Source organism: Anaerolineae bacterium, assembly GCA_013178165.1.
GTDB lineage: Bacteria > Chloroflexota > Anaerolineae > Aggregatilineales > Ch27 > Ch27.
Genome location: JABLXG010000022.1, coordinates 14,737 through 31,233 on the forward strand (window position 1 = coordinate 14,737; position 16,497 = coordinate 31,233).

The window sequence follows — 16,497 nt, forward strand, 5'->3', positions numbered from 1 at the left end:
CTGCTGACTAACTGGGTTGATATTGAGGTATGGGCGGTCTGAAAGGCGAGGAGAGTATGCCTGTTCCCGCATTGATTGTGCATGGCGGTGCCGGGGATATCCCACCGGCGGAACATCAGGATTATCTGGCTGGCTGCCGTGTGGCGTTTGAAACTGGCTGGCGGTTATTGGAACGGGGACAGTCGGCGCTTGATGCGGTGGAAGCCGCCGTCCGCGAGATGGAGGACAACCCGACCTTTGACGCCGGCGTTGGCAGCGTGCTCAACTCTGAGGGTGAGATCGAGCTAGATGCCATGATCATGGATGGTGCGCAGTTGCGGCTGGGCGCAGTGGCAGCGGTACGTGGGATTGCCAACCCCGTGACACTGGCCCGGAGGATCATGGAGGAATCCGGGCACAATATTCTGGTGGGGGAGGGCGCTCGCCAGTATGCTGCCCGGATTGGCCTGCGCCTGTGCAGCCAGGCAGAACTGACGGTTCCGCGTGAAGTGGCACGCTATCGGGAATTTCAGCAGGCGGCGCTGCGGGCGCGCAAGCTGGCGCTGATCGGGCATGATACGGTGGGCGCAGTGGCCATGGATCAGTTTGGCAATATTGCAGCGGCTACCTCTACCGGCGGGATCGCCTTCAAGCTGCCGGGTCGCGTGGGCGATTCGCCGCTGGTTGGATCGGGCGCATATGCGGACAATCTCTCCGGTGGCGCTTCGGCAACCGGACACGGGGAAGCGATCATGCGGGTGTTGTTGAGCAAGACCGCCACTGATGCAGTGGCATCAGGGCTTTCTGCGCAGGAGGCTGCCGATCGTGCCCTGCGAATCCTGCGCGATCGGGTTAACGGAGAAGGCGGTCTCATCGTGCTGGACAGAAATGGACATGTGGGCTTTGCTCATAACACGCCGTACATGGCGGTGGCGTGGCGTGGTCCTGAAGGCGCAATGCATGTGACGATGCAGGCCAACCCAGGACAAATGACGCGATAGCAGCGCGACCGTTTCCCGTCTGGCACTATGGTATAATACATGGGTGGTGGCTGAGTGGATCGGACGGTCGCGGCATGGTCTGACCATGACGAGGAAAGTCCGCACTCCACAGGGCGCGGTGCTGGCTAACGGCCAGGCAGGGTGACCTGACGGCATAGTGCCACAGAGAGGAAGATTGCCCGCGCCAGTAGGCGCGAGCGAGGGTGAAACGGTGCGGTAAGAGCGCACCGGCGTTGCTGACGACAGCAGCGGCCAGGCAAACCCCACCGGGAGCAAGGCCAAACAGGCGCGAGAGGCGGCCCGTCTCGTTTGAGCGTCGGGTAGGCTGCTTGACCCCGGCGGTAACGCCGGGGCTAGAGAGATGACCGTCGCTCCGTGTATGCGGAGTACAGAATGCGGCTTATAGATCGACTTGGCCACCGCCGAAGTCTGATCGTGTAGCGGCAAACAGCCTGCAAGGGAATTCCAACCGCAGGCTGTTCCTGTGTGCAGGGCTGGCGTGGGAATCAGGGTAGAGGTTCGAAGCGAGCCTGGAAAAAGCGCAAGTACTCCGGCTCGTAGACCATCTTCAGCCCCTTGATGTTGTGTCGATCCTCATAGACTGCCATGACCGCTTCCGCGGTGACATCCATGTGTGCCTGCGTGTAGACGCGGCGGGGGATGGTCAGGCGCACCAGTTCCAGCTTAGGGTAACGGTGGTTGCCGGTCTTAGGGTCGCGCCCGGCGCTGACGATCCCGCGCTCCATGGCCCGCACGCCGGAGTCCAGGTAAAGCTGGGCGGCCAGCATCTGGGCCGGGAATTTGTCCTGCGGCAGATGGTCATAGAACGCCCTGGCATCCAGGAAGACAGCGTGTCCGCCGATGGGCCTTACAACCGGGATGCCCCATGCGATCAGCAGTTCGCCCAGGTACCGCACCTGATTGACACGGGCGGCGATGTGCGCGTCTTCCACCATCTCGCGAATACCGATGGCGACAGCTTCCATGTCACGCCCGGCCATACCGCCATAGGTATGCAGCCCTTCGTAGACGACTACCAGGTTGCGGGCTTTTTCAAAGATGTCCAGATCATTAACGGCTAGCCAGCCGCCGATATTCACCAGATTGTCTTTCTTGGCGCTCATCCATGCGCCATCGGTGTAACTGCAGAATTCCTTGAGAATCTGCGCGATTGTCCAGCCCTGGTAGCCGGGTTCCCGTTCCTGGATGAAAAAGGCATTCTCAGCCATGCGGGTGGCATCCAGGAAGATTCTGATTCCGTAGTTATTGCACAGCCTGCGCAAGGCCCGGACATTCTCCATGCTGACCGGTTGCCCGCCGGCCATGTTGACGGTCCCGGCCAGGCTGAGATAGGCAATGTTTTCTGCGCCGACCTTTTCGATGAGGGCCTGTAGTTTGGCCAGGTCGACATTACCTTTGAAAGGGTGCTCGCTGGCCGGATCATGAGCTTCATCGATAATAACGTCAACGAAGATTCCGCCAGCCAGTTCCTGATGCAGACGAGTTGTGGTGAAGTACATGTTGCCGGGTACATACTGACCGGACTTGATGGCGACCTGGCTGATCAGGTGTTCTGCGCCGCGGCCCTGGTGAGTTGGCACGATGTACTTGTAGCCGTAGGTCATCTGGATAGCTTCTTCCAGATGGTAGAAGTTGCGGCTTCCGGCGTACGCTTCGTCGCCCAGCATCATGCCTGCCCATTGCCGGTCACTCATGGCGCTCGTGCCGCTGTCCGTCAACAAATCGATGTAAACATCCTCAGAGCGTAGCAAGAACGTGTTGTAGCCAGCATCCCGGATAGCTTGCTCGCGGGCCTCGCGGCTGATCAAGTGAATCGGCTCGACCATCTTGATCTTCCATGGCTCAGCCCAGGATCGGCGGCCAAACTGCTGGCCCATCGTCTGCGGTTTCCGGTCCGTCATGGGCAATCTCCTTTTTGAATAGTATGCGCCAGGTGTTACTGGTTACCGGGCGGTCGTCCAACGGGAATGGCTGTTGAGAATTTGATTTCCCTGAGTACCAAACTGGTATAGATCTTGGCGATGCCGGGGATGGGCGTGAGTTGATCCAGCACAAAACGTTCCAACTCTTTCCGGTTGCGGACGGCCACTTTGAGCAGATAGTCGTATTCGCCGGTCACATGGTGGCATTCCAGCACTTCAGGCATCTGCTTCACGGCAAGGCGGAACTGTTCGACTGTCTGTGGCTGGTGCACCTGAATGGCAACGTTGATGAAGCACAGCATATCATAGCCCAGCTGTTCCCAGTCAAGCAGGGTGACGTATTCGCGGATAACCCCCTGATTTTCCAGGCGCCGCAAGCGTGCATGGATGGCCGGAGGTGAGAGCTTCAGTTGCCGGGCAAGGTCGGCATTGCTCATACGCCCGTTGGTCTGCAGCAACTCAAGGATGCGGTAGTCGGTGTCGTCAAGTGTTAGATCTTTAGAAGTTTCGGTCATGGCAATTCACGGTTTACAGTTATTCTGTAATTCAGTGTAGCACTGTTAACTTATTCGTCAAATGGCGGTCTGTGATTTTGCTTATTCATCTGGCGCAGTTACGCCGGCAAGGAAATATCTCCTCGCCGGCCAGGTCAGAAGCTCACCGCACCAAATAGCCGCCAGACCCAGATCATGCCCAGGGTAAGCAGCGCCACTCCAATAAAATCGAGCACGATCCCGCGGCGAAAGATTTCGCTGGTTTTGAAGAAACCGGTTGAGTACGCCATCATGGTTGGCGGCGTGCCGACCACCAGGGCGAAATCGATCGAAGAGGCAATGGCCACAACAACGACCAGCAGACGAGGATCGATCTGCAGAATGCGAGCCAGAGGGATGGCCAATGGGATAAGCATTGCTGCGCAGGCTGTGTTGGAGATGAAAGCGCCGACCGCGACGGTCAATACGCCGATCAGAAAGATCACCACGATCTGCGGCAGATTCACCAGGCCGATCAGCTGAAGCGCTATCCAGTCAGAGACACCCGTGGTCACCAGTAAGCTCCCGATGGACAGGCCGCCGCCAAACGTGAGCAGGGCGTCCCAGTTGATCCGGTTGAGATCGTCGCGGTGCAAGATTTCTGTAAAGAACAGGACCAGGGCGCCAGCCAGGGCGATAATCGAGGCGTGAATATTGTGTGTATTTTCGGTTAACCACAGCAGGACGACCACGATAAACACGGCGAAGATGATTTTCTGAGAGCGGTTCAGGGGGCCTAGTTCTTTGAGTTCCTGGATGTAGACACTTCGATCCAGTTCTGAACGAGCCGTGACTCGGAAGGTCAGGAGCAGATAGATCCAGATAGTCGGAACCATCACCACAACCAACGGCAGGCCATAGACGAACCAGTCGTTGAACGTCAGCTTGACCCCCACAAATTCGCTCAGGAAGGTCATGGCCAGGATGTTGGCAGGTGTGCCGATGGCTGAACCGATTCCGCCGATGGCCGCAGCATAGGCCACGCCCAGGATCAGGGCTTTGTGGAAACCGCCGGCTTGGGAATCCGGTATCTTGTTCAGGATGGCCAGTGCGATAGGAATGATGATGGCAACCGCTGCTGTGTTAGACATCCACATGGAAAGGAAGGCGGTGATGGCCATCATTGACAACATCAGGTAGGTCGGTTTGGTGCTGGCCCGCCGCAAGATCGACAGAGCCAGGAGACGATCGATTCCGGTGCGGCGCATTGCCTCGGCCATCAGGAAACCAGCCAGAAAAAGCACAACAATCTGGTGGAAGAATGGCTGCAAAACGGTAGCCGTATCCGTCACGCCGGTCACCACAATAACGACTGGAATCAGCAACGCCCCCGCCGCAAGGGGGACGATCTCGGTCAGCCAGATGGTGGCCACTGCAAAGAGCAGGCCGGTGGTGATGCGCGCATGGAAAGGGACGCGCATGGTGAAAACGAGTGCTTCGCTGGCTCGATCTGTTGGCGGTAACACCTGTTCGTAGTTGGGGCCGCGGATGATTGAACTGGCGTGCTCAACAGGCAGAACTATTGGGGTGCCATCGTTGTCGGTCACCTCTACCTGATAGGTAATCCGTTCGCCCAGCCTGTAGGCATATTGGTCGCGACCACTAACACGGATGGTGTAAGGATCGGCTATGCTTTCGGTGGTTTTCAGTTGCCCGGCACTGCTACCGAGGGTGAAATCCTGTGTAATGGTATGGACACCATCCGGCAAGTTCAGGGTGACTGTGGCTGAGTAGTTTCCCGGCGTCAGGTCGCTCGGCGCCAGAGCATAGCCAAAGAGGCCTAGCAAGAGGATCAGGCTGATGGTAAACCCTTTGCTATGCACGAGATTCGTTACCAAAAGCCGCGAACTTGTTGCCATGCTCTTGATTCCCTCGTCCTTTCCTATCAGCAAAGCCAGGCAGTATTCCTCGCTGGCAGCCATCAGATGCTGCAGCGAACGCGGTACAGCTGAGGGTGGGAGCCACGGGCGGACATGACGAGATGGGGCACCACATTGCAGGGAGGACGTTGTAACCTGTGCGGAATGTCTCTGTATGGCCGGATCGCATGCCCGGTCAACCCGAAACCACGCTCAAGCCTGGAGATAAGTATGTGCGGTTTGCACAATCGGCGCAAGTTTTTAACTATGCATGCTGCAATATGCAGAAGCGGAGCGACGGAATGCCGGGAATGAGCCGGCATGCAGGCTGGCCTTGAGGTAACTGACCACGCCTGTTTCTGGCGTAGGAGGTAGTTCCAGCCCTTGGCGATAATTTTGCCGCTAGTCCCCTGACGGCCCTTGGCTTCTTTGCATGGCAATTAGCGGTGGCTACCGCAGTATTCTCAATAGAAATGCGACTCCGTGATAAAGTTGTTGTGGTTGCGAGACAAACAACCCAATCACAGGAGCCGCACGATGGACACTATAACACAGATTCAAGTGGCATGGGAATTGAAGAAGCCGGGCACAGGGCGGATGAGATTGCTGAGCAGCTGGGGAAGCATCGGGCGACGATCTATCGCTGGCTCAAAGGCATTCGGATGCGGGGCATTCGGGGCTATGTGGCCTATTTCAAGCAGGCGAAGAAAGGACGCCGAGTGCGCAAGACGCCGGGCTATGTGGTGCAGCGGGTATTGAGTATCCGGCGGGAGTATCGCGACTGCTGCGGGGAGAAGGTCGTGTACGTGCTGGCGCAGGAAGGCATTGACCTCAGCCGCAGCACGGTCTATCGCATTCTCAAGCGCCATCTGGTCTTACGCAAGCATCACCGCCAGCCCGAGGGTGCGCCGGTGCAGCGTGCCACCGGACCGCGCCAGGTGGTGCAGGTCGATACCGTCAACCTGGGGGAGGTGTACGCCTACACGGCGATTGACACCTTCACCCGCGAAGCGGCGATTGTCATGCGCCCCTCCTTACAGGCCGCCGATGGCCGGGTTGCCCTGGAGCAGTTGATGGCGGTATTCGGGCGCGTGTCCCTCCTGCAAACCGATGGCGGGTCAGAATTCAAGCCGAGTGCGCTGAGGGCATGCATCGCTGGGCGGATCAGCATCGTATCGCGCGGGCTTACAAGAAGAACGAACAGGCTTTCATTGAAGCCTTCAACGGCACGCTGCGCCGTGAGGAGTTTGGCGCTCTCAAGTTCCGGGGCGATGAATTGGAGCTGGCCCAGCAGTATGCCGATGCTTTTCTCGACTACTATCACCACCGGCGCCCCCATCTCTCACTCGGCATGCTCACGCCCGCTCGTTTCGCTGAGTCGCATTTGCCTTGAGAGAATGCGGCTACTTGACACACCTGCAAATCAGGCGTATAGTGTAGACAGCTTATTTCATTCAGTGAGAAAAGTGGTGTGGGCAACATTCGGCGTGGTGATCGGGACCTCATCAAGGCCATGAATCGCAACCTTGTTCTCAATATGATTCGGCGTCGTGGCCCGCTATCCCGTACCAGGCTGACGGAAATCTCTGGACTCAGCGTTGGGGCGATCTCCCAGATTGTGGGCGAACTGCTGGATGATGGCTGGATCATCGAAGTAGGGGAGGGCGAATCTACCGGCGGGCGGCCCCAGATACTCCTTCGGCTCAATCCTACTGCGGGTTATGCTGTCGGCCTCAAGTTGATGGAAGACCGAATGGTTTGTGCTGTGACCAACCTGGAGGTCAGCGAGCAGCTTTATCTTGAGGCTCCGCTGACCAGCCGCGCACCACAGGACGTGGTTGTCGCTGTGAGCAATGCTGTGCGGCGCGCCATCGTTGAGGCCGGCATCACCGTCAAGCAGGTGCTGGGTGTGGGGATCGGCCTGGCAGGCGTGGTCAACACTCGAACTGGCGTAGTGCATTATTCCCCGTTTTTTAAGTGGCATGAACTGCCCATTGGCGATGCAATCGCCGCCGAACTCAATCTGCCTGTTTTCATTTCGAATGATGTTAATACGCTGACCATCACCGAGCAGCTTTTTGGCGATGGACACGATTACGAGAATTTTGCTGTGGTGACTGTTGGGCGTGGTATTGGCATGGGGATAGTGCTGCACAACCAGCTTTACGAGGGCGGCCCCGGTGGCGCAGGCGAATTGGGCCATATCACCCTGGAGGTGGATGGTCCTCAGTGCGATTGCGGCAAACGTGGCTGTCTTGAGGCGCTTGCCGCTGATCCTGCTGTCCTCCGCCAGGTTCAGGCGGGATGGGGAGCGGAGCGGCGGGCGATCACCCTTACAGACGTTGTGGCGGCGGCAGAAGCAGGCGATCGAGTGGCCCAGGAAGCACTGGCAGCCAGTGGACGTTATATTGGTCGCGGTCTTTCCACGCTGGTCAATATGCTTTGCCCGGCGTTGATCATCATCAGCGGTGAGGGCGTGATCGCGGGTAATTACCGGCTGGGACCGGCGCTTGACGAGCTTCGCTCTCATAGCTTCAATGGCCTGTTTGAGCATGTGCGTATTCTTGTCAAGCCGGGCGACGATCGCACCTGGGCGCGTGGCGCCGCGGGCCTGGTGGTAGGCAAGGTCTTTGAGTCGCCACTGGTGGAATCCGCGCGGAAGATCGAAGTCTGATCTTTTTTGAATCGGTTTCTTTAGTGAGTGAAATAAGCGTGGAGCGATTAGTATGGTCGGTCAGAGTGGCGTCAAACGATGGGTATGGGTGATGCTCTTCCTGAGTCCGGGACTGCTGGGTTTACTCGTATTCATTGTCGGCCCAGTCATCTTTTCACTTGGGCTGACGACTTTCGAATGGAATCTGTTGACGCCCCCGCAGTTCATCGGCCTACAAAACTACGCTAGCCTGGGGCAAGACCCGCGCTTTTGGGCTGCGCTGGAACATACGGCGCTGTACACGGTGCTGTACGTCCCTGCGGTGATGGCCGTGGCCTTTATGCTGGCACTGCTGCTCAACCAACCATTGCGCGGACGGGCGTTCTTCCGGATGGCGTTTTACGTCCCAGTGGTCTCATCTTGGGTGGCGGTCTCCATGATGTGGCGCTGGATCTTCAACCCCCAGTACGGGCTGATGAACTTTCTGCTGGGGCTACTGGGTATACAGGGGCCAGCCTGGTTATTCGACCCGGCGACCGCTCTATACGCCGTAGTGATTGCCAGTGTGTGGAAGGATTCAGGCTTCTCTACAGTGCTGTTTCTGGCGGGTCTGCAGGGCATTCCTCACGAGTATCAAGAGGCGGCGCAGATTGATGGGGCGAACGCCTTCCAGCGCCTGCGCTATATCACTCTCCCGCTGATCACGCCGACCGCCTTTTTTGTGCTGATCACCACCCTGATCGGGGCCTTCCAGGTCTTTGACCAGATGTACCTGATGCCGGTGGAATACGCGCAGCGCGGCACGACTGTCCTGGTGCAATTGATTGTCAACAACGCCTTTCGCTACCAGCGGATGGGGTATGCAGCTACGCTGTCGTGGGTCCTCTTCGCGGTGATCTTCGCTATTACGGTTGTCCAGCTCCGACTGCAGAAGCGATGGGTGTACTACGAGCTATGAGCACCAGACCAGCTATAGAAACCAGGACGATTGCCATGCCGAACGCGATCACCCGGCTCAATGTCATGCCTGTGCGTTCCAAATACCAGCTCGGGCGGCTGTTGCTGAGTGGCCTACAGTATACGGTACTGATCCTCATGACTCTGGTAATGCTGATCCCGTTCGCGTGGATGTTCAGCACGTCGCTCAAGACTGGGGAGTACATTCTGCGGACAGATTTTATTCCTAACCCGGCCTCGCTGGACAGCTACCGTCGTCTGTTCGAGATTATGCCGATGGGCCGTATGGTTCTCAACAGCGTGTTCATTACGGTTGTTGGCACAGTCGGCCAAATTCTCTTTGCCGCCATGAGCGCCTACGCCTTCGCCCGGATGAAATGGCGGGGCCGGAACACCGTCTTCACCCTGTACCTGGCGACCATGATGATCCCATACCAGGTTGTGGTCATCCCGCAGTTCATTATGGTCAGCAAGCTGGGCTGGGTTAACTCCTATCCTGCCCTGATCGCCCCAAGTCTGTTTAGCGCGTTCGCCACCTTTCTGCTGCGACAGGCATTCCTGACTATCCCGAACGAGCTAGAAGAAGCAGCAGTCATGGATGGAGCAAACCATCTGACGATCTTTTGGCGGGTCATGCTGCCGCTGGTAAAGCCGGTGCTAGCGACGCTGACGGTCTTTACGTTCATGAGCATCTGGAACGCTTACCTGTGGCCATTGTTCGTGGCCCGTAAGCAGGAGTTCATGACCCTTCCTTTGGGCTTGGCCACGCTGCAGGGCAGCAACGAATCCCTGACAGAGTGGAATCTAGTCATGGCCGGTGCTGTGGTGACGGTGCTGCCTATTCTGGTGATCTACCTGTTCGCCCAGGAGTGGTTTGTGCAGGGAGCCGTTATCAGTGGCATCAAAGGCTAGCGCATTGCGCTCTCGCTAGACGTAGGAGTAAAAGGAGAAGCTGCATGTTTCGCAAAACCGTAGGGCTGTGCATCGTGCTGGTGCTGCTCTTGGGGGCGCTGTCTCCAGCGTTGGCCCAGGAGGGCAAAGTCGTGATCCGCTATGCCAACTTCACAGCCGGGCAGGATCGGGCAGCGGAGTTGGACCAGATCATTGCGGCATTCGAAGCTGAGTATCCGAACATCAAGATCGAACCGTACAACATGCCGTTTGGCGACTACTTCACCATGCTCCAGGCCGACTTTGCCGGGGGCGATCCGCCTGACGTGTTCGAGTTGAATTACGAGAACTTCGTCGCCTTTGCTGCCAATGGTGTGCTGCTGGATCTGAGTGCCTACGTATCGGAGGACGCGCCGTACTATCCGCAGGCTCTCCACGCATTCCAGTATGAGGGCAAGCAGTATGCTTTGCCGGAGACATTCTCAACAGTCGTGCTGTTCTATAACAAAGACCTCTTTGATCAGGCCGGGATCGACTATCCGACTGCCGAATGGACCTGGGTGGACGCGCTAGAAACGGCCAAGGCTATCCGTGCTCTGGGGCCAGACATCTGGGGTATCTACTCGCCGATCCAATTCTGGGAATTCTACAAGCGTGCTGCACAGAATAACTGCCAGTTCTTCAACGAGGACAAGACCGAGACACTGATCAACGCCCCTGAGTGTGTGGAGGCGCTGCAGACGATGGTCGGCCTGCTGGAGGAAGATGTGATGCCTGATCCGGCTGAGCAGGCTGGCGTTAGCGACAGTGAGCTGTTCCAGGCTGGCCGGTTGGGGATGCAGGTGACCGGCATCTGGATGATGCCGGCTTACCAGGAAGTGCCGTTTAACTGGGATATTCAGCTGGAACCCGGCATGGCGACCAAGGCCTACCACTTCTTCTCAAACGGTATCGCGGTAGATATCAACACCGAACATCCGCTGGAGGCTGCTGCCTGGGCGCAGTACATGACTTCAAGTAAGACAGCTGTCGATGTGCGCCTTGCGGCTGACTGGGAACTGCCGACGCTCAACGACATGAGTCTGTTTGAGAGCTATCTCGCCATGACTCCGCCGGATAACCGCGAGGTGGTCTTCCAGTCGCTGGAAGCGCCCGTGCCGCCGCCTACCATCGCGCGGCAGAGTGAGATGCAGGACATCTTTGACGAGCTGTTTAACGCCGTAATCGCCGGTGAGCTTGACCCTGAGACGGCCCTCAATCTGGCCAAGGAACGGGTTGACTCCCTGCTGACATCGTAAGAGCGACATCCATACTGAGTGTACTGGGAGCAGGCCATCGCCTGCTCCCAGTACACAATCTCGCCATCTATGCTACTTTCTAAAAGCGACCGACCATGAACCTGTGGGACTCCAGCATTACTATTATTCAGGCCGGGCAGGCCGCCAGTGGCGCATATGTTGCCTCGCCCACGTTCTCCCAGTACGGCTACTGCTGGCTGCGTGACGGCACATGGACTGCCTATGCCATGGATCTGGCGGGTGAACATGCCAGTGCCCACGCTTTTCATGCCTGGGTGGGGGCAACATTGCAGAAACATGCTCCGCGTGTGGAAGCCCTGCTGGCCAGGTTGGCTCGAGGCGAAACGCCACATGATCATGAATACCTGCCGACACGCTTTACGCTGGATGGCGAGCTTGGGACGGATGACTGGACAGATTTCCAGCTCGATGGCTACGGCGCATGGCTGTGGGGGCTGGTTGCTCACGTGGAGGCAGCCGGTGATGACGCCTTGTGGGAAACACTGCGACCAGCCATTGATCTCACAGTGCGCTATCTGGGAGCGCTGTGGTCCATGCCCAACTATGATTGCTGGGAGGAATCTCGTCATCAGATACATCTGAGCACTTTGACTGCCCTGTATGGCGGTCTGGCGGCTGTAGCGCGCTATGATCCCGGATGCGTTCCAGCGGAGCTTCCTGCAGCTATCCAGGCCTTTGCCCTGGAGCACGGTGTGACGGTGGCCGGCTACCTTAAGAAGTCCCTGGGGAATGAGGCGGTGGATGCCAGTTTGCTATGGGCGGCGGTGCCGTATGGACTGCTGAGTGTGACTGACCCGCGCTTTGCTGCTACGCTGGCCAAGATCGAGCATGATCTCGCACGCCCGGGTGGTGGCGTATACCGCTACGCGGCAGATACATACTATGGCGGTGGTGAATGGGTGTTACTTGCCGCCTGGCTGGGCTGGGTGTATGCGGAACTGGGGCGGAGGGACGAGGCGCAACAATTGCTGGCGTGGTGCGAGGCCCAGGCGACAGCAGCAGGTGAATTACCGGAGCAGGTGACTGATCATCTGCTTGATGCCTCCCTGTATGATGGGTGGGTGCAGCGCTGGGGAGCGGTTGCCTGCCCTTTGCTGTGGTCGCACGCCATGTACCTGATCTTGCGCGCGGTGCTTGATAGACGCTGAACCGCTGGGCGCTGCAGAAAAATCATTCCTAGAAATCATTTCTTGAGAGCGTTGTAGTGAAAACATGAGGGGAAACTGTGACCATGATTGAGATCGTCCACCGCCCGTATGGGCAGGAGCATCCCTACGAACAACTTCCTGAAGAGCGCTTTCCACGTCAACCGCTGGCTGGTCAGCCCTTCATCATTGGTATTGTCACCCGGCCTCCTGGCGCAGTGCAGGAGGTGATGGTCCATACTCGCGTGGATGGGCAGCCCGGGCCGTCAATAGTAGCGGTATTCCAGCCTGACTGGCAGCAGAAAACGGAGGATGGCTACGGCGCGGAATTCCTGGAGCGAATCATCCGCATCGAACAGGATATCTGGCAGGCCTCCCTGACTGCTCCCGCAGCCGGGCATACGCTTGAGTACTGGATCGAGGCTGGGGGACAGACCAGTGAGGTGTTTACATGGCGGCCTGCTGAGTGGCGACCTGCTGAGGGATTAGCGGCTTCTGTCAGCGAGGAAGATGGCGCTTTGGTCTGGCGGCTTTCGCCGGGAGAGACGGGTTGGGCTGTAGACCTACCTGCCTGGCTCCCGCGCCTGATCAGCGTTGAATGGCAAACAGATGGGCAGCATGTCCGCCGCGTGCGGCTTGCGTTTGCATCCCCAGCGGATGAGGCGTTCTACGGTCTGGGGGAACGTTTCAATGCCCTTAACCACCGAGGCCAGACACTGGATGTCCGCGTATATGATCAGTACCGCTACCAGGGTAAGCGCACGTATTTACCCGTGCCCTTCTTGCTCTCGTCGAAGGGTTACGGCCTGTGGGTGGACAGCAGCCGCTGGATGCAGTTCGATCTGGCTGATAGTGCACCCGATTGCTGGACACTGGAGGCCGATCTGGGCCCGGACGAATCACTGACTTTGCGCTGGCTCACCGGCGATTCCCCCTATGCGATTACGAGTCGTTTCACTCGCCTGACCGGGCAGCCCGGTTTGCCGCCACTGTGGGCCTTTGGTTTGTGGATGAGCGCCAACGAATGGAATTCGCAAGCCAGAGTCATGGCTGAGGTCGAGCGTTCTTTTGCGCATGGCATCATCCCCTCGGTTGTAGTGATCGAGGCTTGGTCGGATGAGGCGACGTTCTATATCTGGAACGACGCGCAATATAAGCCCCGTCCCGGTCACGAGTTCTTGCGCTATAGCGATTTCACTTTTCCGCCGGATGGTCGCTGGCCGGATCCGAAGGGCATGATCGATACCCTGCACGGGCGTAACATCCGTGTAGTGCTGTGGCAGAACCCGGTTCTCAAGGCGGACGATCCTGACTTGCCAAATCCACAGGCAGACAATGACCGCGCCTACTTCATCGAACAGGGCTTTGGTGTCAAGGAGGCGGATGGTCGAACGCCCTACAGGGTTCGACCATTCTGGTTCCGGGATAGCCTGTTATGGGATGTCACCAATCCCGCCGCCTGCGATTGGTGGTTCGGTAAGCGGGCTTATTTGGTTGAAGAACTGGGGGTGGATGGCTTTAAGACTGATGGTGGCGAACACCTGTGGAGCGCGGGCGCGGTCTTCGCTGATGGGCGTCGGGGCGATGAACTTTGGAACGAGTACCCGAAGCGCTACACCGAGGCGTACCACCACTTCATCACCCAGAAACGGGGTGGTGATGGGCTGACCTTCAGCCGGGCGGGGTTTACCGGATCGCAAGTCGCACCTGCGCACTGGGCCGGGGATCAGCCCTCCACCTGGGAGGCGTTCCGCTCGGTGATAGTAGCTGGTCTGTCAGCGGGAATCTGCGGCATCCTGTTCTGGGGGCTGGATATTGGTGGTTTTAGCGGCGAAATTCCTACGGCGGAACTGTACCTGCGTAGCACGGCCATGGCGGCGTTCTGCCCGATCATGCAGTACCACAGTGACTATAATCAGCACCGTGAACCCGTAATATTCCGCACGCCCTGGAACATCCAGGAGCGCACCGGGGACACGCGTGTAGTCCCGATATTTCGCCGTTTTGTCAACGTGCGCCATAACCTGATGCCTTATATCTGGCAAGAGGCACAGTTTTCCGCCAAAACCGGACAGCCTTTGATGCGTGCGCTGGTGCTGACCGATCCCGCTGCGGAACCATACCAGTACTTCTTCGGACGCGACCTGCTTGTCACACCGGTGACAAAAGCAGGCGCAGAGACGTGGTCGGTTTACCTGCCTGCAGGGGTGTGGCACGATCTGTGGACGGGGGAAGCGGTGCACGGTGGGAAGGTCATACAGACTGATGCGCCGCTGGATCGCATCCCGGTCTTTGTGAAGGCAGGGGCGACAATCCCGGTACGGCTGGAAGGGGGAAAGCTGGGTGATCCGGTTCCGCTCTCGTCTGAGGCTGATGCGGAGCTGCGCTTCGGGCCTTGAGGGCGTTGTTCTGAGATGTCGAGCGGAGATGCTCCGGCAGCGTCTCCGCTCGATTTGATTCCGGACACTTCAGATCAGCCGGGATCTGCCGTAGCTAAGTGTCAGAGCTGGCGGCGCATGGCAACAACAAACTCGGCTACCGAGATGGTGTTACCGTAGCCAGCCAATGTGGCTTACCCAGCCAGATCAGGTTGTAGTTGTGATTACTCTCCCCAGCCTGGCTGGCTACGACCTGGCGCACTTTTGTTTTTAGGGACATCAGGTTATTTTTTACACAATCCCATGAGAATCCCGGTACCCTTCCAATCCGTCATGATCCCACTCTATTCCATCTGCGTGACTCCAGCTTCCCAGGTACCCACTGCGCGGCGCTCTTGCTAGCCACTGGGCTTGGCTAGCCATCTGGCATATTCCTGATGCAGGCGTTCAGGATGTACCGGGTGAATCGGCTGATGCAGTGCGAGTAGATGGCCGCAACAAATTTCAGGCTTTCTGGCGGGTCATGTTGCCAATGGCTGGCGCAGCGATGTCGGCACTATATTCGTCTTTCAGTTCATAGGCACCTGGAATGCTTTTAATAAAAACCACTACTTGATATGCAGATGCGGCTATTGCCGCTTGGATTTATGTTCTTCCAGGGACGTTATGCGCAAGACTATGGTCTGATCGCTGGTGGTGTCACAATTGCGACTGTGCCAGTGTTCATCGTCTATATGCGGTTTCAGCGGCAGTTCTTGCGCGGGTTGACTGCCGGTGCACTGAGAGGATAACCGTCATGAAAGAGTTTGTAGTCGTTGCGGAGCGCACCATCCAGTTTCGCGATTACGAAGAACCACCGCTTGGCCCGCATGAAGTGCGGGTCAAGGCCATTGTCAGCGGGATCAAGCACGGCACTGAGATGGCGCTCTACCGGGGCAAAACCCCCTTCCTCGCCGAAGCTTTTGACCCAACCTACCGGCTCTTTATGCCTAAAGAGGGGCACAGTCTGTATCCCTGCCGGCTGGGGTCGTGGATGACCGGCGAGGTGATCGAGGTCGGGGCGGAAGTGACCCGTTTCCGCGTGGGGGACAAGGTGCATGGTGGGATGCCGCACCGGCCCACAAACGTGGTCAATGAAAACAAGCTGTATCACCTGCCCGCAGGGATGAGGCCAGAGACGGCGTTGTTCACCGATCCGTCGATCTTCGCTCTGGCAGCGGTGCATGATGCCCAGATTAAGATCGGAGATTGGGTTGCCATTTTCGGTATGGGCGCTCTGGGCCTGATTGCTGTGCAGCTGGCGCGGGCAGCCGGTGCGGAACTGGTGATCGCGGTGGACACGATTGACCGACGGCTGGCGTTGGCCAGGCAGTTTGGCGCGGATGCCGCCCTGAATGCTCGCACTGATGATGTCCCGCTGGCCATCAAAGACCTGACGGGCAAGAAAGGTGTTGACTGCGCCATTGAGATTTCGGGCGCTTATGCAGCCCTCCAGGCGGCCATCCGCAGTGTGCAACCGTGCGGTGTGATCGTGGCGGCCAGCTACTACAGTGGTATCGAACCGATTCAACTTGGCGCGGAATGGCACCATAACCGGCCTACACTGATCTCCAGCATGCCGGTCTGGGGGATGCCGCACCGGCACTACCCGCTCTGGGACCTGGCGCGTATTGAGCAGACCTGCATCCGCTTGCTGGAAAGCGGGCGTATCCTCACTGACCCGATGATCGGTCGCCGGTTCCGCTATGAACAGGCAGTGGAGGCTTATCAGTTTATTGACCAGCATCCTGAAGAAAGCGTCAAGACCCTGTTCGACTATGGCGACTGATGGCCTGGCCG

At 58.0% G+C, this 16,497-nt stretch carries 12 protein-coding genes and 1 other RNA gene; 10 read left to right on the forward strand and 3 right to left on the reverse strand.

The annotated features are described in order from the left end of the window. Positions 1-56 precede the first annotated feature (56 nt). Positions 57-980 carry a hypothetical protein gene (locus HPY64_12470; GenBank protein NPV67952.1) on the forward strand — a complete coding sequence of 308 codons (924 nt, stop codon included), beginning with the start codon at positions 57-59 and terminating at the stop codon, positions 978-980. A 51-nt stretch (positions 981-1,031) separates the two neighbouring features. Beyond that, positions 1,032-1,399, forward strand: an RNA gene (rnpB, locus tag HPY64_12475) — RNase P RNA component class A. Positions 1,400-1,486: 87 nt separating this feature from the next. Here rnpB and HPY64_12480 read toward each other — a convergent pair. From HPY64_12480 to HPY64_12490, 3 genes are all read right to left on the reverse strand, one after another. Further along, positions 1,487-2,902, reverse strand: a complete 1,416-nt coding sequence (locus tag HPY64_12480) for a tyrosine phenol-lyase (protein ID NPV67953.1) — start codon at positions 2,900-2,902, stop codon at positions 1,487-1,489. Between the two features lie 35 nt (positions 2,903-2,937). Then, the gene (locus HPY64_12485; protein NPV67954.1) at positions 2,938-3,438 is read right to left on the reverse strand and encodes an Lrp/AsnC family transcriptional regulator; all 501 of its coding nucleotides are present in this window, start codon (positions 3,436-3,438) and stop codon (positions 2,938-2,940) included. Between the two features lie 134 nt (positions 3,439-3,572). After that, complete coding sequence (locus HPY64_12490) at positions 3,573-5,315, reverse strand: DASS family sodium-coupled anion symporter (protein ID NPV67955.1); 1,743 nt, start codon at positions 5,313-5,315, stop codon at positions 3,573-3,575. 566 nt (positions 5,316-5,881) lie between these two features. Here HPY64_12490 and HPY64_12495 point away from each other — a divergent pair. From HPY64_12495 to HPY64_12530, 8 genes are all read left to right on the forward strand, one after another. Next, a complete protein-coding gene (locus HPY64_12495) occupies positions 5,882-6,832 on the forward strand; it encodes a hypothetical protein (GenBank protein NPV67956.1) in 951 nt (316 codons plus the stop codon). Next, on the forward strand, positions 6,829-7,989 hold the full coding sequence (locus HPY64_12500; protein ID NPV67957.1) for an ROK family transcriptional regulator: 1,161 nt from the start codon (positions 6,829-6,831) through the stop codon (positions 7,987-7,989). The genes HPY64_12495 and HPY64_12500 overlap by 4 nt, the downstream gene beginning before the upstream one ends. 52 nt (positions 7,990-8,041) lie before the next feature. Next, entirely contained in the window at positions 8,042-8,926 is an 885-nt protein-coding gene (locus tag HPY64_12505) for a sugar ABC transporter permease (GenBank protein ID NPV67958.1), read from the forward strand. A 65-nt stretch (positions 8,927-8,991) separates the two neighbouring features. Beyond that, positions 8,992-9,837, forward strand: a complete 846-nt coding sequence (locus tag HPY64_12510; GenBank protein ID NPV67959.1) for a carbohydrate ABC transporter permease — start codon at positions 8,992-8,994, stop codon at positions 9,835-9,837. A 44-nt stretch (positions 9,838-9,881) separates the two neighbouring features. After that, positions 9,882-11,114, forward strand: a complete 1,233-nt coding sequence (locus HPY64_12515) for a sugar ABC transporter substrate-binding protein (protein ID NPV67960.1) — start codon at positions 9,882-9,884, stop codon at positions 11,112-11,114. A gap of 95 nt (positions 11,115-11,209) precedes the next feature. Continuing rightward, a complete protein-coding gene (locus tag HPY64_12520) occupies positions 11,210-12,283 on the forward strand; it encodes a glycoside hydrolase family 15 protein (GenBank protein ID NPV67961.1) in 1,074 nt (357 codons plus the stop codon). Between the two features lie 77 nt (positions 12,284-12,360). Continuing rightward, on the forward strand, positions 12,361-14,679 hold the full coding sequence (locus tag HPY64_12525; GenBank protein ID NPV67962.1) for a glycoside hydrolase family 31: 2,319 nt from the start codon (positions 12,361-12,363) through the stop codon (positions 14,677-14,679). A 775-nt stretch (positions 14,680-15,454) separates the two neighbouring features. Further along, positions 15,455-16,486, forward strand: a complete 1,032-nt coding sequence (locus HPY64_12530; GenBank protein ID NPV67963.1) for a zinc-binding dehydrogenase — start codon at positions 15,455-15,457, stop codon at positions 16,484-16,486. Positions 16,487-16,497 lie beyond the last annotated feature (11 nt).